General features: G+C 52.1%; 25 protein-coding genes and 4 tRNA genes. 7 read left to right on the forward strand and 22 right to left on the reverse strand.

The features are described 5' to 3' along the window. Positions 1–30: 30 nt before the first annotated feature. Complete coding sequence (locus AL01_RS02830; RefSeq protein WP_077395719.1) at positions 31–942, reverse strand: glycosyltransferase family 8 protein; 912 nt, start codon at positions 940–942, stop codon at positions 31–33. A gap of 228 nt (positions 943–1,170) precedes the next feature. On the opposite strand from AL01_RS02830, the gene AL01_RS02835 reads away from it, so the two are divergent. After that, positions 1,171–2,538: a hemolysin family protein gene (locus AL01_RS02835; RefSeq protein ID WP_077395720.1), complete on the forward strand. Its 1,368-nt coding sequence runs from the start codon at positions 1,171–1,173 to the stop codon at positions 2,536–2,538. A 13-nt stretch (positions 2,539–2,551) separates the two neighbouring features. Then, complete coding sequence (locus AL01_RS02840) at positions 2,552–3,121, forward strand: isochorismatase family protein (RefSeq protein ID WP_077395721.1); 570 nt, start codon at positions 2,552–2,554, stop codon at positions 3,119–3,121. A gap of 47 nt (positions 3,122–3,168) precedes the next feature. On the opposite strand, the gene AL01_RS02845 is transcribed toward AL01_RS02840, so the two are convergent. The 12 genes from AL01_RS02845 to ispH all read right to left on the reverse strand — a co-directional run bounded on the left by AL01_RS02845 (position 3,169) and on the right by ispH (position 11,142). Continuing rightward, positions 3,169–4,497 (reverse strand): glucoamylase family protein, encoded by a 1,329-nt coding sequence (locus tag AL01_RS02845; protein ID WP_143280662.1) that lies wholly within the window; start codon positions 4,495–4,497, stop codon positions 3,169–3,171. A gap of 123 nt (positions 4,498–4,620) precedes the next feature. Continuing rightward, a complete protein-coding gene (locus tag AL01_RS02850) occupies positions 4,621–5,670 on the reverse strand; it encodes a glycosyltransferase family 32 protein (protein ID WP_077395722.1) in 1,050 nt (349 codons plus the stop codon). 7 nt (positions 5,671–5,677) lie between these two features. Further along, positions 5,678–6,190: a hypothetical protein gene (locus AL01_RS02855; RefSeq protein WP_158075923.1), complete on the reverse strand. Its 513-nt coding sequence runs from the start codon at positions 6,188–6,190 to the stop codon at positions 5,678–5,680. Between the two features lie 265 nt (positions 6,191–6,455). After that, positions 6,456–7,085, reverse strand: a complete 630-nt coding sequence (locus tag AL01_RS02860) for a hypothetical protein (RefSeq protein WP_077395724.1) — start codon at positions 7,083–7,085, stop codon at positions 6,456–6,458. A gap of 345 nt (positions 7,086–7,430) precedes the next feature. After that, positions 7,431–7,507 (reverse strand) — tRNA-Arg (locus AL01_RS02865). A 20-nt stretch (positions 7,508–7,527) separates the two neighbouring features. Continuing rightward, positions 7,528–7,604 (reverse strand) — tRNA-Pro (locus tag AL01_RS02870). An 81-nt stretch (positions 7,605–7,685) separates the two neighbouring features. Beyond that, the gene (gene gpt / locus AL01_RS02875; protein ID WP_077395928.1) at positions 7,686–8,201 is read right to left on the reverse strand and encodes a xanthine phosphoribosyltransferase; all 516 of its coding nucleotides are present in this window, start codon (positions 8,199–8,201) and stop codon (positions 7,686–7,688) included. Between the two features lie 146 nt (positions 8,202–8,347). Then, positions 8,348–8,423 (reverse strand) — tRNA-Asn (locus AL01_RS02880). 121 nt (positions 8,424–8,544) lie between these two features. After that, positions 8,545–8,620, reverse strand: a tRNA-Asn gene (locus AL01_RS02885). 76 nt (positions 8,621–8,696) lie between these two features. Then, positions 8,697–9,170 carry a ribonuclease HI gene (gene rnhA / locus AL01_RS02890; protein ID WP_077395725.1) on the reverse strand — a complete coding sequence of 158 codons (474 nt, stop codon included), beginning with the start codon at positions 9,168–9,170 and terminating at the stop codon, positions 8,697–8,699. Further along, the gene (locus AL01_RS02895) at positions 9,163–10,113 is read right to left on the reverse strand and encodes a homoserine kinase (protein WP_077395726.1); all 951 of its coding nucleotides are present in this window, start codon (positions 10,111–10,113) and stop codon (positions 9,163–9,165) included. Before AL01_RS02895 ends, rnhA begins: the two co-directional genes overlap by 8 nt. 6 nt (positions 10,114–10,119) lie before the next feature. Further along, positions 10,120–11,142 (reverse strand): 4-hydroxy-3-methylbut-2-enyl diphosphate reductase, encoded by a 1,023-nt coding sequence (gene ispH / locus AL01_RS02900; RefSeq protein WP_077395727.1) that lies wholly within the window; start codon positions 11,140–11,142, stop codon positions 10,120–10,122. A 165-nt stretch (positions 11,143–11,307) separates the two neighbouring features. Here ispH and AL01_RS02905 point away from each other — a divergent pair, with 165 nt between their 5' ends. Continuing rightward, a complete protein-coding gene (locus tag AL01_RS02905) occupies positions 11,308–11,910 on the forward strand; it encodes a hypothetical protein (RefSeq protein ID WP_143280643.1) in 603 nt (200 codons plus the stop codon). 66 nt (positions 11,911–11,976) lie between these two features. Here the strand turns inward: AL01_RS02905 and AL01_RS02910 are convergent, their stop codons facing one another. Beyond that, on the reverse strand, positions 11,977–13,911 hold the full coding sequence (locus AL01_RS02910; protein ID WP_077395729.1) for a glycosyltransferase family 2 protein: 1,935 nt from the start codon (positions 13,909–13,911) through the stop codon (positions 11,977–11,979). Positions 13,912–13,974: 63 nt separating this feature from the next. Here AL01_RS02910 and AL01_RS02915 point away from each other — a divergent pair, with 63 nt between their 5' ends. Continuing rightward, positions 13,975–14,871 (forward strand): glycosyltransferase family 8 protein, encoded by an 897-nt coding sequence (locus AL01_RS02915; protein ID WP_077395730.1) that lies wholly within the window; start codon positions 13,975–13,977, stop codon positions 14,869–14,871. A 48-nt stretch (positions 14,872–14,919) separates the two neighbouring features. After that, positions 14,920–16,356 (forward strand): glycosyltransferase family 2 protein, encoded by a 1,437-nt coding sequence (locus tag AL01_RS02920; RefSeq protein WP_077395731.1) that lies wholly within the window; start codon positions 14,920–14,922, stop codon positions 16,354–16,356. A gap of 19 nt (positions 16,357–16,375) precedes the next feature. Here the strand turns inward: AL01_RS02920 and AL01_RS02925 are convergent, their stop codons facing one another. The 3 genes from AL01_RS02925 to AL01_RS02935 form a co-directional block, all read right to left on the reverse strand. Continuing rightward, positions 16,376–17,479, reverse strand: a complete 1,104-nt coding sequence (locus AL01_RS02925) for a glycosyltransferase (protein WP_077395732.1) — start codon at positions 17,477–17,479, stop codon at positions 16,376–16,378. Positions 17,480–17,553: 74 nt separating this feature from the next. Beyond that, positions 17,554–18,135 carry a hypothetical protein gene (locus tag AL01_RS02930; protein ID WP_143280644.1) on the reverse strand — a complete coding sequence of 194 codons (582 nt, stop codon included), beginning with the start codon at positions 18,133–18,135 and terminating at the stop codon, positions 17,554–17,556. 244 nt (positions 18,136–18,379) lie between these two features. Next, on the reverse strand, positions 18,380–18,928 hold the full coding sequence (locus AL01_RS02935; protein WP_077395734.1) for a DUF4142 domain-containing protein: 549 nt from the start codon (positions 18,926–18,928) through the stop codon (positions 18,380–18,382). 75 nt (positions 18,929–19,003) lie between these two features. Here AL01_RS02935 and AL01_RS09515 point away from each other — a divergent pair, with 75 nt between their 5' ends. Continuing rightward, positions 19,004–19,432 (forward strand): DUF423 domain-containing protein, encoded by a 429-nt coding sequence (locus tag AL01_RS09515; RefSeq protein ID WP_143280645.1) that lies wholly within the window; start codon positions 19,004–19,006, stop codon positions 19,430–19,432. On the opposite strand, the gene AL01_RS02945 is transcribed toward AL01_RS09515, so the two are convergent. Continuing rightward, the gene (locus AL01_RS02945; RefSeq protein ID WP_241502667.1) at positions 19,429–19,677 is read right to left on the reverse strand and encodes a hypothetical protein; all 249 of its coding nucleotides are present in this window, start codon (positions 19,675–19,677) and stop codon (positions 19,429–19,431) included. The genes AL01_RS09515 and AL01_RS02945 overlap by 4 nt on opposite strands. 241 nt (positions 19,678–19,918) lie before the next feature. Here AL01_RS02945 and AL01_RS02950 point away from each other — a divergent pair, with 241 nt between their 5' ends. After that, on the forward strand, positions 19,919–20,485 hold the full coding sequence (locus AL01_RS02950; protein WP_077395737.1) for a thioredoxin family protein: 567 nt from the start codon (positions 19,919–19,921) through the stop codon (positions 20,483–20,485). Between the two features lie 47 nt (positions 20,486–20,532). Here AL01_RS02950 and AL01_RS02955 read toward each other — a convergent pair whose 3' ends face one another. The 4 genes from AL01_RS02955 to leuD form a co-directional block, all read right to left on the reverse strand. After that, the gene (locus AL01_RS02955) at positions 20,533–21,738 is read right to left on the reverse strand and encodes a pyridoxal phosphate-dependent aminotransferase (RefSeq protein WP_077395738.1); all 1,206 of its coding nucleotides are present in this window, start codon (positions 21,736–21,738) and stop codon (positions 20,533–20,535) included. Then, complete coding sequence (locus AL01_RS02960) at positions 21,738–22,940, reverse strand: pyridoxal phosphate-dependent aminotransferase (RefSeq protein ID WP_077395739.1); 1,203 nt, start codon at positions 22,938–22,940, stop codon at positions 21,738–21,740. The genes AL01_RS02955 and AL01_RS02960 overlap by 1 nt, the downstream gene beginning before the upstream one ends. An 85-nt stretch (positions 22,941–23,025) precedes the next feature. Then, on the reverse strand, positions 23,026–24,135 hold the full coding sequence (gene leuB / locus AL01_RS02965; RefSeq protein ID WP_077395740.1) for a 3-isopropylmalate dehydrogenase: 1,110 nt from the start codon (positions 24,133–24,135) through the stop codon (positions 23,026–23,028). After that, positions 24,132–24,794: a 3-isopropylmalate dehydratase small subunit gene (gene leuD, locus AL01_RS02970; protein ID WP_077395741.1), complete on the reverse strand. Its 663-nt coding sequence runs from the start codon at positions 24,792–24,794 to the stop codon at positions 24,132–24,134. Before leuD ends, leuB begins: the two co-directional genes overlap by 4 nt. Positions 24,795–24,796 lie beyond the last annotated feature (2 nt).

Consider the following 24,796-nt stretch of genomic DNA (forward strand, 5'->3'; position numbering starts at 1 on the left):
ATACGTTACTACCATCCCTGAGCTGACCGCTTAGGCTTTATCAATTTTACTCCACATAAAGCCACAGATCACCTTAGGTAAACTTTGTCTAATCTCCTCCTTCACCGAGGCGACTAGTTCCCGATATTCTAACCTATATTTACTTGTCGTCTCAGGGTCGGGATGATCCCACGGCTTAGTATCTGCTACAAAATGGAATATGGACGCATTGTCCTGTGCTTCTTTCACCTGCTGTTGTATATTTAATTCAAAATCAAGGTGATTTGTATCTACATATTCAGCGTAAAAGTTCCAGCACTGTTCAAAATTATAAAGTGAGTCCCTAAAAACATGATTCAATATTGATTCATCATAAAAGGGCCATTTTTTATTGATACATTCGATACAATATGAAGAATCTGATTCCGTAATAATATCCATATTAAAAAGAACTAGTCCGCTATTTATGTAACGACATGGATCGGCCAATCCCAGCATATTTCTGCTAAATTTATTAAAATCTCCATAATCATCATATTTTCTGTAATTCCGTATCATACAGCGAACACCGCCAATTTTCTTATCCGAAGGAAGTTCCTGAATAATCTTCAGGATGTCATCCCTCACCAACACATCGACATCAATGCTCAATACTCGGCTAAAATCTTTAAACAGCGTAGGAATAAATAAGGGGAAATAAGTTTCCAGAGGGCGGTTCTCGTTATTGGAAAATCTTTGTTTTTCCAAAAATGAAGAACAATCAATAAATGAGATAACACTCCCGAAAGAAAAGACAACACGCTCTACAAGTTGTATCAGTGTTTTATCAAGGTGCTTATAGAGTACAAAGAACTCGATCTTGCTTGTATCAGAACAAGTGTTCAGTATGGATTTTATCGTGATGAGTGCCGGTATCACATATTTTTTATCGAACGAAATAACTATTGGAAAAGCACTCATCATTCCCTCATCAAATCACATTCTACATCGTGTGAAGCTTTTTATAATAATTTCAAAGACATGTCCTGTAATATATTCTTTACCTCTTCAAAAAAGATCTCTTCCTTAAACATTACCCAACCTAAAAAAATTATTTCCTGCTAACTGCATAAAGCAATTGAAACCTGTACCAACTCCATTATCATGCCGCCAATAATCGCTGCCTTGGCAGGGTGGCCATAGAGAGAGCATATGCCCACCACATCATCCAGTCACCATTCCCTCATCATGCTGGTCGTTGGCCTGCTAGTCACCGTTGTACTGATCGGGGTCTCTATTCTTATTTCCCTCTCGGAAATCTCTTTTGCCGCAGCACGAGAAACCCGTATGCGGGCTCTGGCTAAAGAGGGTGACAGAAGGGCACGAGCTTTCTTACGTCTCCGCCGCAATAGCGGACAGGTGATGACAGCCATACAGATATGCCTCAATGCTGTTGGTATTCTGGGCGGTGTTGTCGGGGATGCTCTGTTGAGTGAACCTTTCGCTGCTGGCTTCCATTATCTGGGGCTATCTGCTCCTCTATCGGACAAGGCGGGGTCTTTTACCTCATTCATCCTCGTGACGGGGCTGTTCGTGCTCTTTGCCGACCTTCTCCCCAAACGCACAGCCATGAATGCCCCTGATAAGATTGCTCTGGCTGTAGGCTGGTTCCCTGCCCTGATCCTAAAGCTGCTTTATCCCGCTGTATGGGTCTTTTCCCATATCGCCGACCTAGTCCTAAAGCTGCTGCGTATTCCTGCTACAGCCACAGTAGAGGCTGTAACACCGGAGGATCTCCGGGCCATTCTTGCCGCAGGAACAGCCTCCGGCATCCTGCTGGAGCAGGAACACCAGATGATCCAAAATGTTATGGCCTTACAGAACCGTTCCGTAACTTCTGCCATGACCCCACGGGACGAAATTGTTTATTTGGATGTTAATGAAAGTCTAGAAAGCCAGCGTGATAAAGTGCGTGTCCGCCCCTATTCCCGCTACCCATTCTGTGATGGATCGCTGGATAAAGTGGTCGGCTCCATCCGTGCAGAAGACGTTCTGGTCGCCGTGGTGGACGAACCGGCCACACTAACCAATCCACAGAAGGCCCCTCCTAGACAGATATTCAACATGCGCCGAGATGTCCTGTCTCTGCCTGATACGCTGAACCTCTGGGAAACTCTGGCTCAATTCGATACTCACGGGGCCGGATTTGCACTTATCTTCAATGAATATGGACTTGTAGTCGGGCTGATCACCTATAAAGACATTATGGGAGCCCTTATGGATGGGCTGGCCAACCCCTTTGAGGAACAGGCCATCGTTCGCCGTGATGATGATTCATGGCTTATTGATGGAGCGGCCCCCATTCTGGATGTCATTCGTGAGCTGGATATTCCCCTCTTCCACGACAATGCCGAATTTGACACGATCGCCGGCTTCATCACACACCGCCTGCGCCGCATGGCCCGTAAAGCAGACCGTGTCGAAATTGCCGGTTTCCGGTTTGAGGTCGTGGATGTCGAACGGTTCCGCATTAACCAGCTTCTGGTGACCCGCATGAAGTCCGCCAACAAAAACGGATGAATTCTGCCCTATCATGACCTCCCATCCTCCCCTGCTCCCTGATGCTATCACCCAGCGGGATGCTCTGCTCATTATTGATATGCAGAACGACTTCATGCCGGGTGGGGCTCTCCCCGTCTCTGGTGGGCCGGCATGTCTGCCAACTATCAACCGCCTCACCCAATACGGCTTTCGTGCTGTCATTGCCTCTCAGGACTGGCACCCGGCGCAGCATTGTTCCTTTGAAGAACAAGGCGGGCCTTGGCCCATACACTGCCTTGCAGGCTCATTCGGTGCTGCTCTGGTGGAGGGGCTGAATCAACAGAACATCACCCACATCATTCGTAAAGGAACGGCCCTAGCGGCAGATGCAAACTCTGCCTTTTATGATGATCATGGCACGAGCACAGGCCTAACCGCTCTACTGCGAGGGCTTGGCATCACACGGGTTTTTCTATGCGGTGTAGCCTTGGATGTCTGCGTACTTGCTACAGCCCGCCATGCTGTCCGAGATGGCTTTGAAACATATATCCTGCGGCAGGCCTCAGCAGGGATCGGCTCCCTACCCGCCTCCCTGCATGAAGAACGGCTCATACTCTACTGAGCAATGCCAGAGAGCGCCGACATCTCGCCCATACCTTCTAAAAACCGTTATTGTTTCCGGAACCCCGCCAGATGAAGCCCTTTCTGGAGGTAAGCATTCTTCTTCATGACCTTCCAGACCAAGCCGCTACGTAGATTTTCTATCATCAGAAGAATGGGGCCCTGATCAATCCCCAACTGCTGATTATCGACCCAGAAGCTATCTCCATCGGCAAAACTGGGATTGAAGGCATCTAAAAAGCCATACTGGTTGTAAACCTTACTGCCATAGCGGGCCTTCATTGCCTGAAGCGCTGGCAAGGCAATTTCTGGTGCAAAAGCCACAGACCCACCCGCCGCCGTGGGGGCGATCGTTCCATCATCCAGCACATAATCCCGCCCAGCCCCACGGGCACTATAAGCAAGAAAATGGCGACGCTGGCCGTCCACGTCCCTATAAGCATCCCCCGGGCCATCCGAAGCCGTCAGGCCCCAGATTTCTGAACTATAGCCTTTCCAGTGCCCCGGATTATGGCGTGCATATTCACGCTGTGCGTAAACCGCCCTGCGACTGTTCTGGAAATACGTATACCCCCGCTGACGGCTCGCTTTATCCAGAAGATAACGGAAATCTACCCAACATTCACTATATTGATGCCCAAACAAGGGAGCAAAGTTAAGCATGTCATGCCCGTAAAAGTTACCCTGCTGCCCCTTATGTGTTTCTGTCCAGCGGTCCCATGTATCAGCGGGCAAAGCATGAGTGGGTGAGCCGAGTGCCAACAAATAAAGCATCAACCCTTCATTATACCCTGTCCATTGTGAAGACAGGAAATGACCCGGCGGCATCCAACCCATACTCAACCATGAGCTTTTACCACCGGTCATCCACTGCCAATCCACCCGGCGATAAAGCCCATCTGCCAGTGCTCGGATTTCCTGTTCCTGCCGGTTTGAGCCATCATAATAGGACTGAGCAAACAACACCCCACCCATCAACAGGGCTGTATCTATGCTGGAAAGTTCCGACCAGTCCGCTACCCGCAATCCTGTTTCAGGGTCCAGAAAATGATAGAAAAATCCGTGAGTGCCTGCCGTGCCGCTAGCCGCATCACCCTGAGGCAATGCTGTAAGAAAACGTAACGTAAGAAGGGTCCGCTCCACGGCCTGCTGCCGTGTGATATAGCCCCGCTTTACCCCAATTCCATAAGCGGTCAGACCAAACCCCACACTGGCTATGCTTGCAGCCCCATGCGGCAATGGCGCACGATCCGGCACAAGCCCATTACGGGGATTGGCTGTCTCCCAGAACCAGTTAAAGGTCCGATGCTCCAAATCATCTACAAAAATGCGTTCTTTAAAGGACAGGGGATAGGCGGTCGCCTTTACCACCGGCATAACCCCGGATATCGGCAGAGCAAGGGCAACACTTACAGTTCCTACCCATAGGGTTCTAAGAAAACGATATACGGGCCGAATCATTTTCATGGAAAGTATGCCTCCCCGCCTCTTGATGAGCCCCTAAATTAACACTCTGGTATTGATGATATTAGTGTTGCGCTTACTATAATGCGTCTCTTTCCCCACAGGCTCATGATGTGCCGCATTATCCTCAAAAATGGTATATTCGATACCATTCGAGTAACTATGAATCTGCCTTACGCTATCTTCATACTGCTCACGATATTCGTGAAGCACCATAGAATACAGTAGAGGCCCGGTCACACGCAGAATACCGTAGGCCCCCACCCCATGAATAGCTTTCTTATAAAGGGCAATACTGCACATAACCTGCTGGATGATGCGGCGCATTAGAGGATGGCCCGCTGCGCAAACTATATAATACTGCTCGTATTCACCATAAGGGATATGTTCAACCTCCCTATGCATACGGGCCCCATGATACCAGAAGGAAAGTAAGAACCGATCATCTGGGCGTATAACCATATCCAAGGGATAGGACATACTGGTTTTTAGGTCGAGATATACACCACCAACTGCATATAGACACAGATAACGGAAGAGATCAGCTCTGGCTGCCAGATAATCAGGGCTAATAGCCTGATAATATTTCAGAAACTCGTCGCCATAATGCTCTTGAATAAATTTCTCTATATCGTAATAACCACCTTCAGACCAAAAATAGAACGTATAGTTCTGGTTTAGAGAAACAATATTATTTCTATTTTCTATAAAGGCACTCGGATACACACCCGGCGATTTAGGGAAAATACCGATCTGATGGATTTGATGAGCAATTTGGTCCTGCTCGGGAAATTTCGGTACTGGAGGCGGCAGCATGTCAGGCTCGATAACACGGAATGTTTCGCACCGCTCCATATGAGGATGATAGACATCAGAAAGGTCAGGAGAGGCAGAAAGATACCCCTTACCCACCTTAAAGACCCCTACCCGGGTAACAACCTGACGATGGATCTCAAACCCCGCAGCGATGAGATCATCTTCTGTCGCCGGTACAGGGGCATCATCCTCATAATATTCACAAAGAAACTTCTGTACAATCTTGCAATCAACAAGGGCTAGATAGGTATTGTAACAAGAAACGAACATGCAGCCCTCAAAACGCTATATCTTTAAGACGCTTAATGCGTATATTATACTGTTTATCAGATACGAAGCCTGCGAAAGAAAAAGTTGCCATGTCGCCTTTTTTCATGCGGCCTATCTTCGCAAAATTATCTAGATTATCCAGAAAACTGATACGCTTCCTATCCAGAGAGGCAACAAACGGCTTATTATCTCCCGGAGAGAGAAAGTACAGACCAGATATCTCCGCATTGTCATTATGGCAGACAATATGACTTACACCGGGGTCTGTAATTGCCAGAAGCCCCATATAAACATCATAAGGAAGGGGGCAAAACAATTCCCAGTCTGCTATACCTCCAGCAAAAGTGGTCTTATTATTTGACGGATTGATGCTGAGATAGTCGCCGGTTTCCTCACTACACAAAGCTACCAGCCCCCTATCCTGCGGACATATTCTAAGGGGAGCTAACTCAACCGTCATATTGAAAATATTACGCCATTGCGGCACAAAATTTTGTGGAAAGGGATAGGGGCTAGCCACAAAGCCACTGACAAAAGCCCCCTGAAGCGGTACCCGGGCCAGTGCCTTACGATGGGGCGTATAGCATAAGACATGCCCAAAACAGTCCATGAACCAGACTTTATCAAACGAGTAAGGTAAAACTTCCCCGGGCATCACCCATTTCCTAAAAACAACATCAGGTCACCTGAAAATCTCTTCGCCTGAGAGTTATTGGTGTGCAGATGACAGGTCTATGTAACAGAAAAAAATCCCATCCCTCTTGAAGAAGGATGGGGCAAAAGTCTTACAGTTCTTTTTCTGAGCGAACGATAACCAGCTCGGCCACATCGCCATGCGCGCTGACCAACGTTACCTCTACAGACGCACCCGGTGCCGTTGTACCAATCTTGGCCAAGTTCTCTAGATTGCGGGTGATGGAGAAAGCAAAACCACCCAGCCACGCAAAATTGCCAATATTCTCGACCACAGAAGGCCAGGTAAGAGGCGGAACAGGCTGTCCGTTCATCTCCACCTCACCATAGGAATGGTCCTGCAGGACAGACAGACCATCCAGCATTTCCTTGGTCAGGAGAATGAAACGCTCCCAGTCATATACGGCCGGAGAGTTCCAATGCGTATCATGGTTCCGTGGATTGATCGAAAAATACGTCCCGGAATCCTGGTCTTCAAGAGCCACAAGATTCGCACCTGCCTCCACAAACTGGGCATCCGGCAGGTTATGCGCAACGCTCGAGGTATGACGGAACATGACACGGGTTGGTGTATTCAACGGCCACGAAGCCAGTATGAATGTATCCGGGTAAGAACCAGGGGAAAAATAACTACGGATCAGAGGACCATCTTCAGAAGGCTGCTCGATCACATGACCAAACCAGTCCATGACCCAAAGACGCTGCAAACGATTCTCGCTCATGGTAACACCTCATTACATCAGGGTATAAGCTGCGTTATAACAGGATAGAAAGAATGTAAACATCCCCTCACGAGAGAGAAATTTACAAATAAAAATAATAAATTTAATTTATAAAGTTAAAAAATAAAGAAGTGAAACAAAATTTAGGCAAAGTTATTCTAATCAAAGTAAATATTCAATTCAAAGCCGAATTAAACACCAACCTTCTAAGTGCTATCTCTTTAATTTTTTTCTTCACAAAATAGATATACTCTCTTCTAACCGAAGACAGACAGAAAGAACGCCTCAAAAGGGTTAATACCCTTGTAAGAAGAACAATTCTATTAGGAATAACGTGGAATTGCATGGTGCGCCCTGCTGGATTCGAACCAGCGACCCACAGCTTAGAAGGCTGTTGCTCTATCCAGCTGAGCTAAGGGCGCTCTCGCCTTGCTGTGCAACGTGGTCGGGGCGCCCGGACTCGAACCGGGGGCCTCCTGTACCCAAAACAGGCGCGCTACCAGGCTGCGCCACGCCCCGACGACGTGAAGCCCTTCTTAAAGGGACTTCCTTTTACAAGCAAGAGACTTTCTTGCCTAAAAAAAGTGTTTTTTCAAAAAATTACGCTTTATGGCTCCGATTTAAAGGAGCAACAAACTGCGGTGCCATATCCCACGGGAACAAAACCCACGTATCTTGCGGCACTTCTGTTACAAAATGGTCCGTATAAGGCCGCCCATCCGGTTTGGCATATAAGCAGGCAAATACGGCTTTAGGCAGTATCTCCCGCACATAACGAGCCGTTACCCCTGAATCCACCAGATCATCCACGATAAGGAAGCCTTCTCCATCGCCTGCGGCTTCAGGAGCTTTCAACAGTTTAGGTTCCTGCTGGGTCCCCTCCTCCCCTGCGTAACTGGCAACAGACACACTCTCAATCAAGCGGCACCCCAATTCCCGCCCCAGAATGGCTGCAGGAATCAACCCACCCCGTGTGATCGCAACAATGCCACGAAACGGCCGATGTTTACGCATCAGTTCCGCAGCCAAAAACCGAGCATCCCGGTGCAGCTGATCCCACGTTACCGTCGCATAATTGATACTTTGTGAACCCTGTGTCTCTACGCCACCTGTCATAGTCTGCTCTTGCCCTTCACGCATGTTTCAATCGTATCTCTCCATACGATAAGGCATGAAAAAGCAGAACCACAACATGCTGATCTTTATATGCGAAAGGCATAAAAAAAGGCCCACACCTTCACGGCTGGACCTAAGAAAAAAGCTGGCTCCCGAAGTAGGACTCGAACCTACGACCCAGCGATTAACAGTCGCTTGCTCTACCAACTGAGCTATTCGGGATCAGCTGAGGTCTATCTACCCAATCTCTTCCGGCAGGTAAAGCCCTTTTTTTCAATAGATTGGAAAATAATTAGCCATAAAAAAAGGCCCGCACCTTTACGGTCGGACCTAAGAAAAAAGCTGGCTCCCGAAGTAGGACTCGAACCTACGACCCAGCGATTAACAGTCGCTTGCTCTACCAACTGAGCTATTCGGGATCAGCTGAGGTCTATCTACCCAATCTCTTCTGGCAGGTAAAGCCCTCTGAACACATTTATCGGCAAAAATCTTTCATTAAACGTCCAACTCTTCCCGCCCCTCGGTCGCAAGCTGGTCTACACGGTCATTTTCTGCGTGTCCGGAATGGCCTTTCACCCAGTGCCACTCCACCTTATGCCGTTTGGCAGCTTCCAGAATACGCCGCCACAGATCCATATTAGCTACAGGGTCCCCTGATGCATTACGCCAGTTACGCCGCACCCAGCCCGTATGCCAACGGGTAATGCCATTCCGCAAATATTCACTATCTGTATAAAGATTGACCATACAAGGGCGTGTGAGGGTTTCCAACGCAACGGCGGCAGCTGTCAGCTCCATGCGGTTATTGGTCGTTTCCGCCTCTCCACCTTTCATGGTGCGTTCATGCCCCCGACAACGGAATAAAACCCCCCACCCGCCAGGGCCCGGGTTCGGCTTGCACCCGCCGTCTGTCCAGATTTCCACCTGTGTTGTGGGAGTTGACGTCCCCTCATCCGCTCTTTCAGACATCGGATACCTTCTGGAAATGATGAAGCCGCCGCTGATAAGCCCACGGATCCTTCTTGGTCACCAGAGCACCCGCTGGCGTATGCACCCAATCATACAGGCGGGTTAACAGAAAGCGCATGGAAGCACCCTGACACAAAACCGGCAACATCTTATGTTCTGCCGCAGTCAATGGGCGCACCTGCTCATACCCCCGCAGAAGAGCCTCTGCCCAATCCTGCCTATAATGACGCTCATCTTCAAAGCACCACGCATTCAGGCAAATGGCCAGATCGTAAGCAAGAAAATCCGTGCAGGCAAAATAAAAATCAATAACGCCAGAGAGCTGCCCATCCCGAAAGAAAACGTTATCCATGAACAGATCGGCATGAATCTGCCCACGTGGCAGAGCATCCGCCACTGGCCATGACTTCACGATAGAGGAAAGTGCCGTGCGGGTCTCGGCAATTAAGGCCGCTACAGCTTGATCTCCGCCATCCGTACAGCGGGAGAAAAGCTCCACCCACCCTTCCGGGGCCAGAGCATTGGCCCTTTCGGCCTTGTAGCCCCGTCCCGCTTCATGCAGATGAGCCAGACCACGCCCGACCTGCTCGCACGCCTGCGGCGTCGCAGCCTCAAGAGACCGCCCCTCCAGAAAACTGACCAGAATAGCCGGACGCCCCGCCAGCTGACGGAGGGAGGCTCCATCCTTCGCCACGATAGGCTGAGGACACGCAATGCCCTGCTCAGCTAGATGGGTCATCAAACCCAGAAACCAAGGCAATTCCTCCGGTTTCATGCGTTTTTCAAACAATGTCAGGATAAAACGGCCCTGAGTAGTCTCCACCAGGAAATTGCTGTTCTCAATCCCTTCCGCAATTCCGATGAAAGAACGAAGCTCCCCTACCTCATAAAGAGATAGGAAGCCCCGCATATCTTCCTCGTGCAGTTCCGTATAAACCGCCATGAGGTATCAGACCGCATCAGAGAGCGGATGAGGAAGTCGGAAATTAATGTTCTCCTCCTTCACGATACGCTCTTCAATGGTAACATCATAACGAACAGACAGCTGTTCGATCATTTCCTGCACAAGGCTCTCTGGCGCAGAGGCACCAGCACTCATGCCCAGCGTTTTCACGCCTTCTAGTTCGTTCCAGTCCATATCGGAGACCTTCGGAACCAGCAGCGCCCGCTTTGCGAGGGAACGCTCTGCCACCTCACGCAGCCGCTGCGAATTGGACGAATTCGGCGAGCCTATGACGATGACCAAATCACATTCCGCAGCCAGTTCCTTTACGGCCATCTGCCGGTTCGTTGTGGCGTAGCAGATATCCTCCCGGCGAGGCCCCACGATATTGGGGAAACGGGAGCGCAGAATATCCACGATCTCTGCCGTGTCATCTACAGAGAGAGTCGTCTGCGTAATAAAGGCCAGACGGTCCACATCCTTGGGCTGGACCTCAGCGGCTTCTTTTGCATCATTAATCAGCGTTACAGCACCCGGAGGCAGCTGCCCCATAGTGCCGACAACTTCCGGATGCCCAGCGTGACCAATCATCAGAATATGACGCTGCTCTGGCCCACCACCGGCGAAATGACGTTCTGCCTCCCGGTGGACCTTAGATACAAGCGGACATGTCGCATCCAAATAGAGCAAATTACGCCGCTGCGCTTCTGCCGGGACGGATTTGGGCACACCATGAGCCGAAAATACGACATGGCCATCCTCCGGAACCTCATCCAGCTCCTCGACAAAAATGGCACCCTTGGCTTCCAGCCCTTCCACAACTGTGCGGTTATGCACAATCTCATGGCGGACATAGACAGGAGCCCCATAACGGCGCAAAGCCTCCTCAACCACCCGGATGGCACGGTCGACCCCGGCACAGAAACCGCGTGGCCCAGCTAGCAGAATCTTCAGCGATGGCTTAGCCGCCGCCGAATCTGCTCCGGGGACGGCAGAGTTAGAGGTTACAGGCGTCGTCTGTTCTGACATAATCTTCCCCAGGCAGGCGATGAACGATACGATATTGAATGATCCGGTGATGCTCCATACAAGATTATGGGCTACCCTGCACCACCACTCTGGGCCCTTATATCGTCCGTATTGCCGTCTGCTGCAATGTCCTGCACCATTTTCTTGTGGAGTTTTCTGAGTCCGATGCCTGCATTCTCCCCCTCTTCCCGCATCTTTTCCCGCCTTGCTGCGGGCCTCGGCTCCCTCATGCTGGTTGGTCTCCTCAGCGGATGTGAAGATGTAGATACTACTAATACCTTCGCTCCGGCCTGCCCTAAGTTCGATGTGCCGGGCCAAGTAGCGGACCGTATCACTTATGATGGAAAAGGGCTTGATGCCGCCCACCGTCTGACCTCCACCCATATTCTGGGTGTTCAGGGCGACTGCCGCACCGGCCCGCAGGATGAGCAGAAACGCCCCATGACCCGTGTCCGTGTCAGCCTGAATCTCCAACTAGAACGGGGTCCGGCTGCTAACGACAATACGGTGACAGTCCCCTATTTTGTCGCCATCCTTCAGGATGGTTCCATTGTGGACAAAAAAGTTTTCACCGAAACGGTCAAACTACCACCGACTGTCTCTATCAATCACAGCAGCACGCCACTGCGTTTCATCGACGTTCCAACAGGCAACAACCCGCAGATTAGCCCCTACTCCATGGAAATTGGACTGCAGCTCAATCATGCCGAACTGGATTACAACCGCAGCCACCTGCGCACAGCCCAGTTCCATGAGCATGTGCAGTAAATAATCTTATCATCTGGCAAGCCGTAAAGAAAAAGCCCTCCTTACATCTGGAGGGCTTTTTCTGTGTCATATCTGATGCAATGGGATGCTGCCGCACCGTTCCTCCACTAGAGGATCCAGGACATAGCGCCACTCTTCTTTCAAGCGGGAGGCAACATCAGCCTCCTCTATCATATCCAACAGAGCAAGAAGCCGCTCCTGCCATGCTTCACGCACGATATTTTCAGCCTGAGCAACCGCTGTGATGCGCCGTAAGCTCGCCATTTCTTCCAGCAAACCATCAAGACGAATCAAGATATTCTCATTCTCTCCGTCATACGGGTCATTCAACTGGCAGATAAAGGCATTAGCCCAATAATCTGCATAACGTTCCACACCAAAAGACATAGCGCCATCTAGCCCGCTATTACGAGCATATTTCCAGACCCATTCAATGATCGACTTATAATAGTAGTGCGAGATGTAAATATCTGCACAACTATCATAGTCAGCAAAGGCAGGATCCGCTCCGATACCGGGCGGCGGGTTGCGGTAGCTATGAATGGAGCCATCCGACAGCCTATAGGCAAATTTTTCTGCCTGTACCCAGATCGGATGATGAGGCCGAGAGTGAATAGCTCGCCCCGGACGCACAGCAGATTTAACAAGCCGCCAGCCTTCCCCGATCCCCCCACGAGAGACAATGCTGCGGTTCCGCTGTGTCAGGGGTTTGGTCAGATCCGCTAATCCGTCCTGATTGACCTCAGAGGCCACGAATTTCCAGTTCACAGCAATAGCATCACTCTCCCAACGGGAGGCACTTTCCAGATACTCACCGACAGTCCGATAAGATGGTGACAAAGTAATGAATTCATCACCATCGAGAATGAAGCACCATTCATAGTCAAGAATATTCGGTAGAATATTCAACCCGTGCCCATAGGCCTTCATCTGGGCGGACATACCCGGCTGAACGGGATTCTCGATAAAGGTAATGATCCCTTCATCATGCAATGCCTTCAACAGAAGATCGGAACGATCATTATTGTCATTGCTATAAATAAAGAAATGCTCGACCCCTATGCTCCGGTGATAGGCGATCCACTCCAGAATATAGATTCCCTCATTCCGGATGGTGGACATCATGCAGACACGCTTGCGGGGCACCACGCTGGCCCGAGCCGTATGCAATGTCGCCTGAGCAAAGCCGGCCAATGCATCAATCTGACCATAAGCCAGTATGGCATCACTCAGCGGGCAGCCCCGTTCTGCAACAGGGTAGCTATCCCTATTATCAAGCCAACGGGCGAGATACTGCCAGCCATCCCGCCACGGGGTTTCCCCCACCTGACGGAAAAAAGCTTCACGAAGCGGAGTCTGATTCAGCAGCCGTTGCCCTATTTCACGGACAACAGACCAAGACGCCACAGGAACCATAGCATCCAGCAGCCACGTCAGATGACTGCCCGCATATGTAATGATCAACTGCTCCAAATAGTCAGCCGATGGAAACGCCCTGAAGTGCGTAACCATTTCCTCACCAAGGCGCCGCAACCTATCTGTCGCCGCTACTGCACGAAGCTGGAACTCCTCCCAGTCGAACATCTGGTTGCAGTCCCCGAGAAGCTCATTAACGCCTCCCTGGCTATTCCAAGGTTGGGCTGTACAACACTGGCTAGGGCGAAAAAGATTACGCAGCCCGACACGCCCCTTATTCTTTCTGCTCTCAACACGAAGAAAAGGTAGAACAGCCCCCCGATAGGGAAAATGCTTTATCCAAAGAAGCGGCGCCGCTTTCTCCCCAGAATCTACGACAAGAAACACATAGTCAGGATAGTCCGGTAGTGTCATCGCCAATAAGGGACAGTAGAGGGGATCACCATTCTCATCCCGACGGGTCATTTCATCAGACCGGAGATGGCAAATACCACCCCCGACCCGCTGGACTGCCAGCCAGCCCTGATGTGACGTTTCCAGATAATGAAAAACCACCTCAGCCACCACATGCTCTCCTGGCATCATGTTGCCTACCCTTCATGATGCCCTTATAGTCCGTAGGACTCTGTTAAATAACTTGGCCTGTCTATGCAAACCGTTCTCCCTCCACCCGCAGAATTCATACCGGTTGCCCTCCCTCTGACGGAACATAGTGCCCCTAACGCCTATGCTTCTATTCTCTCGGGGCTTAACAACCTTCTCCCGGGGGTGAAGCTCGCCCTCTACATGCTGCATGAGGGCTTACCGGAGGAGACCGTAACCGCAGGTCGGCGTCTTTTTGATGGCAGACATTCACAAATCCACTTTGTGGATGTTTCGGAGTGGATGCAAGTTTACAACCCGACCCACCTCGAAACGACAGACCGCAAAACTTTCTACCGTCTCGCTGTACCAACCCTTTTTGCTCAGTTCCAGCGTCTCGTTTATCTAACCGATGATATATTGCTTCGGGCCTGCCCTAGCCTGCTTTACTACAGCATCCCCGCTACAGCCCAGATCGGGGCTACACGAGACCTGCTCCTTATTCCAGCACAAACCAATGGGTTCCGTCTACCGCAAGCTATTGCTGGTGCCCCTCTGCTGGTCGATTATCACCGCGGCGCACTCGGGGTTTTGGATTCGAATAATTATTTTCAGAATGGTGTTCTGGTCTTCAACCTCGCACAGATCAGCTCTGCCCAGGCAGAGGAATGTGGCCAGCTCTGCAACACGCTTTTCTGGATGAACGACCAAGATATTCTCAACCGTATTTTCTTCGGTAAAGTCCATTTCATCCATCAGAACTGGAATGTCTGCTGGGGGCCGGGTTGTGTTGAGGCCAGTGAAGCACTTCCAGCGGAATGGAAGAAAATCTACGATGAAGGGCTGTCTAATCCCTTTGCTGTCCACTTTACAGGCTTCCCAAAACCGTGGACAGGCTGGGATGGCCCGTATACGGAAGATTTCCGGCGGCTGATTGCTGATGTCATGAGAGCCTTTGCGTAATTCCGTAGCATATTTTCCTTGAATACAGACAAACTGGTGAGGCGTTTCATGGCTGGGAAACTGGGTATCGGCATCATTACCTATAATCGCAGGGATACGCTCAAGGAGGTCATCGCTAGCGTCCAGCGTTACACCTGCACGTCATTCGAGTTCGTCGTGGCTGATGACGGGTCTAGCGATGGCACGCCAGATATGCTGAAACAGATGAACATCCCCTGCGTTACCGGGCGGAATAAAGGCATCTCGTGGAATCGCAACCGCATCCTCTGGTACCTAAAAGAGGAAAAACAGTGCGACTGGATGATTATTCTAGAGGATGACTGCTTCCCCACCTTCTTCGGCTGGGAACGCCCTTGGATTGATGCCATTGAACGCTATGGCCATATCAATTTCATGCCAGAGATCACCATAGAGATTGATAATGACATTTCCTCTGGCAAGGGCACGCCAGAGGACCCTTATATCGCTCCTATGCATCAGGCGTTCTGTATCGGTTATCACGCCAAAGCCCTCTCCTATGTCGGGTATCTGGATGTCCGGTTTGAACGGTATGGGGAAGAGCATGTCGAACATACCCAGCGTTTTCTCCGTGCTGGCTATGGTGGGCTGGCCCAGCATCTTAGCCCGGAACGTGGACAGCTCTTCTATCTAAGAGGTGGGCTAGACACCCTGCCCTCCCACAGCCACGGTAATCATGAACTGGCCATGCGGAATCAGGCCATCCACGAAGCCATTCGCTATGACCCGCTTTATCGGCACCCTTGGCGAACTGATGAACAAATGTTCGAGTTCCGTGAAGAAATCGCTGCGGCCCTATCCCGCCCCTCTCCCGAACCACAGGAAGAGGCACAGCAGTTCGATAGCATCATCTCACTAGGTGGTGATGAGGTTGTCAATCAGGCAATCGAAAACAGCTTCGGCCGCCCCGGGCCGGGCCTATTTGGCCAGTTCATGGCACCATTCCACACGCTGGTTTCCCTATTGCAGCATGACTTCGCAGGACTACTTTCAACAAACTGCCTTTATGGGCTTCATAATGCCCTGCGCTGCCGTGACACGCTGATTACCTACCATAACTGTCTGGAAAAATCGGCTGGAGAACATGCCAGCGTGGAGATGTTCCACGAACAGCTCCCCATCCTACGGCATCGCTTCCACAGCATGATCCAAGAGATCGACACGCTCTGCCGTACATCCCAGCGTGTTCTCTTTGTCCGCAGCTGGCGGGATAACCTCTTCTATGCGGGGCAGCACCGTCCTGCCCACACCGCCCAAGCCAATTTCACGGCCTTGGTGGAGGCTATTGCCGCCCGCTATCCTGCACTTGATTTCAAAATCCTGTTTGTCAATTTCGGCGATGCCAGCACTGCTGACAAGCGCATGATCTTCGCCAATACACAAACACCGGATGTCTGCTCCAAAGACGAAGAACTGGCAGGGTGGAATACCATGTTCTCCGCCCACAAGATCACCTTGTCTTCCTAAAGATGAAAGAACCCTGCCTTTATAGGTTCACCAGATAACGCCACGCGTGGGCCTCTTCTGGCAGGGTTCCCAAGGTCTGGCCGATGATGTAATCGGCCACAGCGCATTCATTAAAAAGCGCATAATAACGCTGCCACCCCGCCCGGGCGACATCCTTACGATATTCCGGTGCGCTGTGATACTGGCCTATCAACTCCACCAACTCATCCAGACTGCTAAAGAAGGCCATCTCCTGATCAGAGAATATCCTATCGAACCCGGTCTGACGTTCCATAAAAACAAGCTGGCCGTTGCCGATCATCTGAGCCAAACGATCTGAACTATACAGATAATAATCAGCCCGGCGACTGATGTTCAGCCCCATGGCTGTCTGTTCCAGCAGAGAAGCATAGGCTGCCCCGCTGACATAAGGTTGCCCCCGCACACCGGCGTAGGCGAAACGGACTGACGGCGGCAACCTTTCTTCCAACGTCTCGCAGAACTCGTTCATATCCCAGTCCCGCCCGCATATGGTTCGTAGCCGGGCAGGATTACCGCAGGAATAGAAAATATCTGCCTCCGGGTAGGCCAAAGCAAAAGCCCGCCCCCTTTCCACGCTGCGGTCCACCGGATTGGGCAAATACCCGACATGCCCTTTATCCCCGATCAATTGCCGTACGATTGGCCCCGCCGTAGAAATGAAACTGGCATCCACAACCTGATGCCGGGCCGCAAAATCTTTGGCATTGGCCTCTACAAACAAGGCGTCAATGTTCCACTGCACCACCGTCATACCGGGCTGCTGCTGGCGTATCTCATCAATAACGGAAGGGGGAATCATGTACCCATGCCCTAGAAGAAGGATATCCGGCGCACTAAACGCCAAAAACTCCTTCAACGCACGGAAGAGATGCCGCCGCCCCATCCTACGGCTACCAAACCAGCCACTGGAGCGAGCCACATCTCTATAAGAAAAGTCGATGACATGGTGGCCATTCCGTATCAACCCGTTGGAGAGCTTACCCCCCACACTGAACTGACATGGTGCCTTCTTCTTCAGGCTAAAGAAAAAATCCCCGACATGAACAATCTTCAATGGGCGGGACGCCTGCCACTCACTCCCGTACCAGATTCTGTCCGCCATCTCCGCAACCCTATTTTTTACTACCAGATAGCCCCAACATGGCAGTAAAACGTGCGGGCATCATGGCAGGTCGATCAGTCCCTCCACCATTGCACAGGTTGCTGACCTTCGTCATCACTCTCAACAGGGGCAGCCTGCACCTTGGCCGGGGTGGCAGCACGACGTACCTGCTGTTCTCGAGCCTGATGCAACTCCGCCCGAAGGCGCAGAATATTTTCATCACGCTGCTGGATGACCTTTTTGCCTTCTTCCACCTGAAGGCGCAGATGCGTCATCTGGGTATTCACAGCGCGGATCCGCTCATTCAGCACCAAAAGCTCTGCTTCCATATCATGGACGCGGCGTCTTTCCCGGAGCAAACTCTGCTTGAGTCTTTCCTGCTCCTGCCCAGCTTCGGAAGCAGCAGATACACGGTTTGCAGCCCGCTTCTGCGAAGAACGACCAAGGGACTGATGCTCCACAACAACTGTGTCATCCCCGGGGAGGCGACGGCGACGGGTCATCTGCTGGGCTGGCCGGGCACGGGAGGTAGAACGTCCACCAAAGCCATGCCCATGAGGCTGTGGCCCGTCAGCATTACCAGACGCCTGCCCGCCCCCCATACGCTCCAAAGCCTTACGAATGGAACTCTCTGTTAAAGGCGAATCGTTCTTCATTTCTATAATTCGTCAATCTTGATAATACGACACAACAAAGACCACCCTATTTTCTGCTCAGACCATTTAGGCCTTTCCCAACGGAAAGATAAGACCGCTAGGATATTTGTGCAGAAACTACCAGAACGGGTCTTTTACTCTCGATAATTGCACGCTGTAACACACTACCAAGAAAACGTCAAAATTATGTTATAATATTGCTATTCTCCGACAGACCGCCCGTTACGCCCTCCACTGACGAAACTTACCGGCGAATTAAACCAGCGCCCTGCTGCTGGCTACGGTCCAAGAGATCCAACGCAGACCCTGCCAGACTCTTCATATCCGCCGTGCTGCCATTCTTCTTCGCTTGCGTCAGGGCTGTTCGCTCCTGTGTTGTGAAGGAATGGGTCAGAATATACAGCAATGCCCTATCAAAAGGTCGTCCATATGATTTCCCCAGCCTGACCAACCGGCTCTGCTGGGCCACAGGCAATGCGCCGGCCAATGTGAGCGTATGGGTATCGGCTACTTTCTGTGCCGCCGTGCGAAGCGCATCGTAATCTTTGACCTGCTGCGCTGCAAAACCCTTGATGAGTTCATCCTTACTATGTGTTGCCGCCAAATCAGTAGCCGTCTTCATATAAATGGAACGGAGGCTAATCTTCTTTAAAAGCACGATATCATCAACAGCCAGTGTCGGCGGTGCCATAGGCCCTTTTGGTAAAGGGGGCACCGGTGGAGCTGGAGGTGGCGTAAGACCACAGCCCCCCAGAGACAGAAGTGCCGCACAGATCATAAAACGAAATTTCATACAGCGTCCCTCTTCTCATCTTCCCGGGTACCTGAAACAATACCCTTATCCTCTTCCAGCTGGGTTATAATAAATATGCAGCACCATGACAGGCCACTTTCGCCCCAAACAAGCTGTTTCTTAAAAATCCTTTTCAGCCTAGGGGCCATTTATGCCAGTCTAGCTGTTGCTTGTCAGGCAGCAGCGACACACTTGCCCGATACGGCCTTCCCCGTGCCCAATGGCAGAAGCATGATGCATATGGCCGCTGATATCGCACTCTGGCACGGCATTGCCCTCTGCGCTTTGACACTGGGCAGGAAACACCTTCATCCGCTGCGTCTTACCATTGGTTGCACTGGCTTAGCGCTTGGAACAGCGCTGTTCAGCATCCCCGTCACACTGCATGGCTTCGGAATTCTCTTTCCAGCACGACTAGCACCGACTGGAGGGACGCTGCTCATCCTCTCATGGCTCTGTGTGGCTTCTACGCCCTTCACCCGCTCTACCGAGAAACATTCCTAACGGCGACGGAAGCGGCCTATAATCCACAAACCTACAAGCTGGACTAACAAAGCTAACAGGAAGCAGCACAGAACAATCCCCATGAGGATCAGCTGCTCCCGCCCCAATGCGGTTTCAATATGGAAGAGGCCGTAAAGCTGCTGCCAGAGCGAGGTCCCAACAATATGCTGCATGAGATGAGTCGCCGGCTGATAGAACCTCACCAGCAGCAGAAGACAGAACGTCAGCCCTAACAAAACGACCATCCTCCCCAATGTCGAGAGGACCGAAACCTCCTTCCGAGGGGAGGTAGAAAAAATTGGCCGTTTCCGTTTCACCACAAGCATACCGTCCTTATCATACTCGGCCTCCCACCCTAATCAGGAGATCGTGAGTTATCAAGAACAGCCCGTCCCCTATGGCTCTATTTAACGTCCTGTTGTTACCTTTACGCTAACAATAAGAGACGAATTCTCCATAATCTCTTTGCACTCAGGAGACATCATTATGCGTTTTAATCACTCTGTTCGGGTAATTGCTTGTTTAAGCCTCGCACTTTCTGCCTACATAACACAGGCACAGGCACAGGCACAGGCACAGGCACAGGCACAGGCACAGGCACAGGCACAGGCACAGGCACCTTTACCGGATATCCGAAAAATCACTACCATCACTCCAGCTCGTGAGCCTTACCCCCCTGCCGAGCTCGCCAGCAAACAAGTGCATGAGGCCTTTCTAACAGCCGCCAAAACAAACCGGCGTGTCCTTCTGGATTTCGGCGGCAATTGGTGCCCGGACTGCCGTATTCTTGCCGGCATTTTTGCTGTGCCTTCCGTCAGCCAATGGCTGGACGAGCACTTCGTGATCGTTCCCGTCAATGTCGGGCATCTCGATACCAACATGGAACTAGCCCAGCAGTACGGTGTCACCATCAAGGCCGTGCCGACCGTTCTGCTGCTCACCCCACAAGGACGCCTGTTGAATCCTGATGGCGCCCTCGCCCTTGGCTCTGCCCGCCAGATGGCCCCACAATCCGTTGTCACGCTGCTAAATGAATGGAACCAGCGTCCCTAAAATGAAAAAGGCCATTCCTTCTTCACTTGAAGGAATGGCCTTTGGGATCAGTCCGTGATCCCCTGTACGAAGGTCGCCAACCTTTGGCAGGCTTCTTCCAATTCTGCATCCGATGCCGCAAAAGAAAGCCGTAGATGCGGCCCGTACCCAAAGGCTGAGCCCGGTACGGTTGCTACATGGGCTTCCTCCAGAAGTGCCTCCGCAAAGGCCACATCATCGTTTAACACACGCCCACCAGCAGACTTTTTCCCGATCAGAGCCGACAGACCAGGATAAGCATAAAAAGCCCCCTGCGGTATGGCACAACTCAGCCCCTGAATCTGCCGCAACGCACCGACTACGAGAGCACGCCGCCGCTCGTAGGTCTCCCTCATAGCCCGCACCCCGGCAATATCCTCTTGAAGAGCCGCCACAGAACCGCCCTGCGCCAGCGTGCAGATACCCGATGTCGTGTTACCCTGAACCTTAATCATCGCCTTGATGAGCGGCACAGGACCACAGGCAAAGCCGACCCGCCAGCCTGTCATGGCATAGGCCTTGCTCATGCCATTGATAATGAGAATGCGATCCGCAAGGTCCGGTGCCACATTCAATAGGGAAAGATGATGCCTGCCATCGAATGTCAGATGCTCGTAAATCTCGTCACTCATCACCATGACATGCGGAGCATCCCGTAGGACAGCGGCAATGGCCTCCAAATCAGCCCGTTCCAAAATGGCACCGGTCGGATTGTTGGGAAAATTCAACACAAGCCAGCGGGTCCGGGGGGTGATGACCTTCCGGATAGCTTCAGCCTGCGGGCGGAATCCATCCTCTTCCCGACAGGCAACCTCCACTGGTACACCGCCAAACATCCGGGCAATGAGTGGATAGCTAACCCAATATGGTGCCGGGACGATCACCTCATCCCCTTCATCCAGCGAGGCCATGAACGCATTGAAGATAGCCTGTTTGCCGCCATTACAAACCATCAGCTGATCAAGCGACACTTCCAGCCCGTTATCCCGCCGAAACTTTTCGGCAATCGCTTCCAACAGCGGTTTTTGGCCGGGAATGGGCGGATAACCAGTATGACCAGCCTTTACCTCGGCCACGGCCCCATCAAGAGCCGCCGCAGGAGACGGAAAATCAGGCTGCCCCAGAGCCAGAGAAATGACCGGCTTGCCCTGTGCTTTTAACTCCCGGGCACGGGCCGCCATGGCAATTGTCGCTGGCGTGGGCAATGTGGCGAGACGTTGAGATGGCTTAAACATTAGACCAGCCCTTCACAGAAACGAGCGATACGACGGCAGGCTTCTTCCAGAAGCTCCGTACTGGTGGCGTAAGACACCCGGAAATACCCCGGCAGCAGGAAGGCCGTGCCATGAACAGCGGCCACTCCGACCTCTTCCAGCATGGCCTTCACGAAATCTTCGTCACTTTCCAGCACATGCCCGCCTGCCGTGCGCTTGCCTAGCAACTGCTGCACAGACACAAACACATAAAAAGCCCCCTCAGGCCGGGCACAAGACAGCCCCGGAACGGCGGACAGAGCATCCACCACGAGATCACGCCGCTTCTGGTAAACGGCGACCATCTCCCCAATGAAATCCTGCGGGCCAGATACCGCTGCCAAGGCTGCCGCCTGAGCAATGGAACAAGCATTGCTCGTGCTCTGCCCCTGCAACTTGATCAGCTCCTTTGTTAGGGATACGGGGGCGGCAGAAAAGCCAATGCGCCAGCCCGTCATGGCATAAGCCTTGCTGACGCCATTCATCGTCAGGGTCCGCTCCCGCAAGCGAGGTTCCACCTGTACGACCGTACAGGCTTCCCGCCCTTCATAGGTCAGCTTAGCGTAAATATCGTCTGTTAGAATCCAGACTTGCGGATGTTCCAGCAAAACATCTGTCAGAGCCTTCAGTTCCTCACGGGAGTAAGCACTGCCTGTCGGGTTGCAGGGGGAGTTCAGCACAAGCCAACGTGTACGAGGTGTGATCGCCTTCCGCAGCTGTTCCGCTGTCAGACGAAACCCTGCCTCTGGAGAGGTCGGCACGATAACCGGCTTACCATCCGCCAACTGTACAATATCCGGATAAGAGACCCACGCCGGAGCGGGAATGACAACCTCATCTCCCGCATTCAACGTTGCCACCATCGCATTATAGATGACCTGCTTGCCCCCCGTGGACACGCAGACCTCCTCTGGCCGGTAATCCAGACCGAAATCAGCATTCAGCCGTTCTGCCACAGCCTTGCGAAGAGCAGGCGTACCAGCAACGTCAGTATATTTTGTCTCGCCACGCTGAATGGCCTCAATCGCTGCTTTCTTGATGAAATCAGGCGTATCAAAGTCCGGCTCACCAGCAGAGAGGCTGATGATGTCCCGCCCCTCCGCTTTCAAGGCTCTAGCCTTCTGCGTGATGGCAATGGTCTGGCTTGGCAGGATACGCCCCATCCGTTCGGCAGCGAGTGACATGTCGTTCCTCTTACATCTCAAAAAAAACGCCCGCCCGTGAGACACAGGCGGGCGCATGGCAATTCATAGCACAATCACCCGGAGATCAGGCGAGTTTCTGAAGTTCCTTCAGCACAGCTTCGCCCATCTCCGCCGTGCTAACACGGCTCTCACCGGCAGCAGCGATATCTGCCGTCCGCAGCCCAGAGGCCAGAACGTTAGAAACGGCCTGCTCGATCAGCTCGGAATCCGCACCACGATCCAGCGAATAACGCAGCATCATAGCCAGAGACAGTATCTGTGCCAGCGGATTGGCAATGCCCTTCCCGGCAATATCCGGCGCACTACCATGAATCGGCTCGTACAGAGCAGCCTGCTTATCCGTTCCTTCCGGCGTGCCCAGCGTAGCAGATGGCAGCATCCCCAGAGAGCCAGTCAGCATAGAAGCAAGGTCTGACAGCAGATCACCAAACAGGTTCCCCGTGACCATCACATCAAACTGCCGGGGATCACGCACGAGCTGCATGGCGCAGTTATCCGCCAGCATGTGCGTCAGCGTCACATCAGAGTACTCACGCTTATGCAGGTCTGTGACCACCTCACGCCAGAGCAGGCCGCTCTCCATGACGTTGCCCTTCTCCACGGAACAAACACGCCCGCTACGCAGGCGAGCAAGGTCGAACGCCACGCGAGCCACACGCTCAATCTCGGCCGTTGTATAGACTTCCGTATTCACGCCACGCTTTGTGCCGTCCGGCAGGGTCTCGATTCCACGAGGTTCACCGAAATAAACGCCACCCACCGTCTCACGCACGATCATCAGGTCCAGACCCCGCACAACGTCCGGCTTCAACGCAGAAGCCGAAAGCAGCGGGTCGAACAACTTGGCCGGACGCAAGTTAGCGTACAGATTCAGTTCCTTGCGGAGGCGCAAGATAGCCACCTCTGGGCGGCGATCGAATGGCACGTCCTTCCATGCTGGATCACCGACAGAACCGAACAACACGGCATCAGCAGCCTTCGCCTTGGCGATGACCTCATCCCGAATGGGAACATCATACTTCGCTAGCGAAGCCCCACCGACCACATCCTCGGACAGCTCAACATCAAGACCACGCTCAGCCTTTAGCCAGTCGATGATTCTAACGGCCTGCTCCATGATCTCTGGGCCAATGCCATCACCCGGCAGCAGCAGGATTTTCTGTTTTGCGCTCATGCCTGCTCTCCTTTGGCACCAATGACGCTCTGCGGACGTCCCGGCTGTTTTGTGGACGGAACCCATGCACGGGATGGCCGGGCCTCGAACTCACGAATAGACTGCTCGTGATTCTTCAGTGTCTGGGCCACATCATCCAGCCCTTCCAGAAGAACCTGACGGCGGAATGGGTCCATCTCAAAGGAAATGACCTCACCATCCGGGCGATGAATTTCCTGCTTTTCCAGATCAACCGTCAGGCGGGCATTTTCGCCACGACTGGCGTCTTCCATCAAAGCAAGGCACTGCTCACGAGGCAAACGGATCGGCAGGATGCCGTTCTTGAAGCAGTTATTATAGAAAATATCTGCAAAACTCGGAGCAATCACGCAACGTATACCGAAATCCAACAACGCCCAAGGTGCATGCTCACGGGATGAACCACAGCCAAGGTTGTCCAGCGTGATCAGGATACCAGCCTTGCGATAGGCTGGCTTGTTCAGCACGAAATCAGGATTCTCATTCCCCTCGGCATCGTAACGCTGACCAGCAAAGAGATGCTTACCCAAGCCGGTACGTTGAATGGTCTTGAGGAAGCGAGCCGGAATGATCTGGTCCGTATCCACATTTTCCTGTGGCAGAGCGGCAGCAACGCTTGTCAGACGGGTGAATTTTTCCATGA

The sequence above is a fragment of the Bombella intestini genome, from assembly GCF_002003665.1.
GTDB classification, from domain to species: Bacteria; Pseudomonadota; Alphaproteobacteria; order Acetobacterales; family Acetobacteraceae; genus Bombella; species Bombella intestini.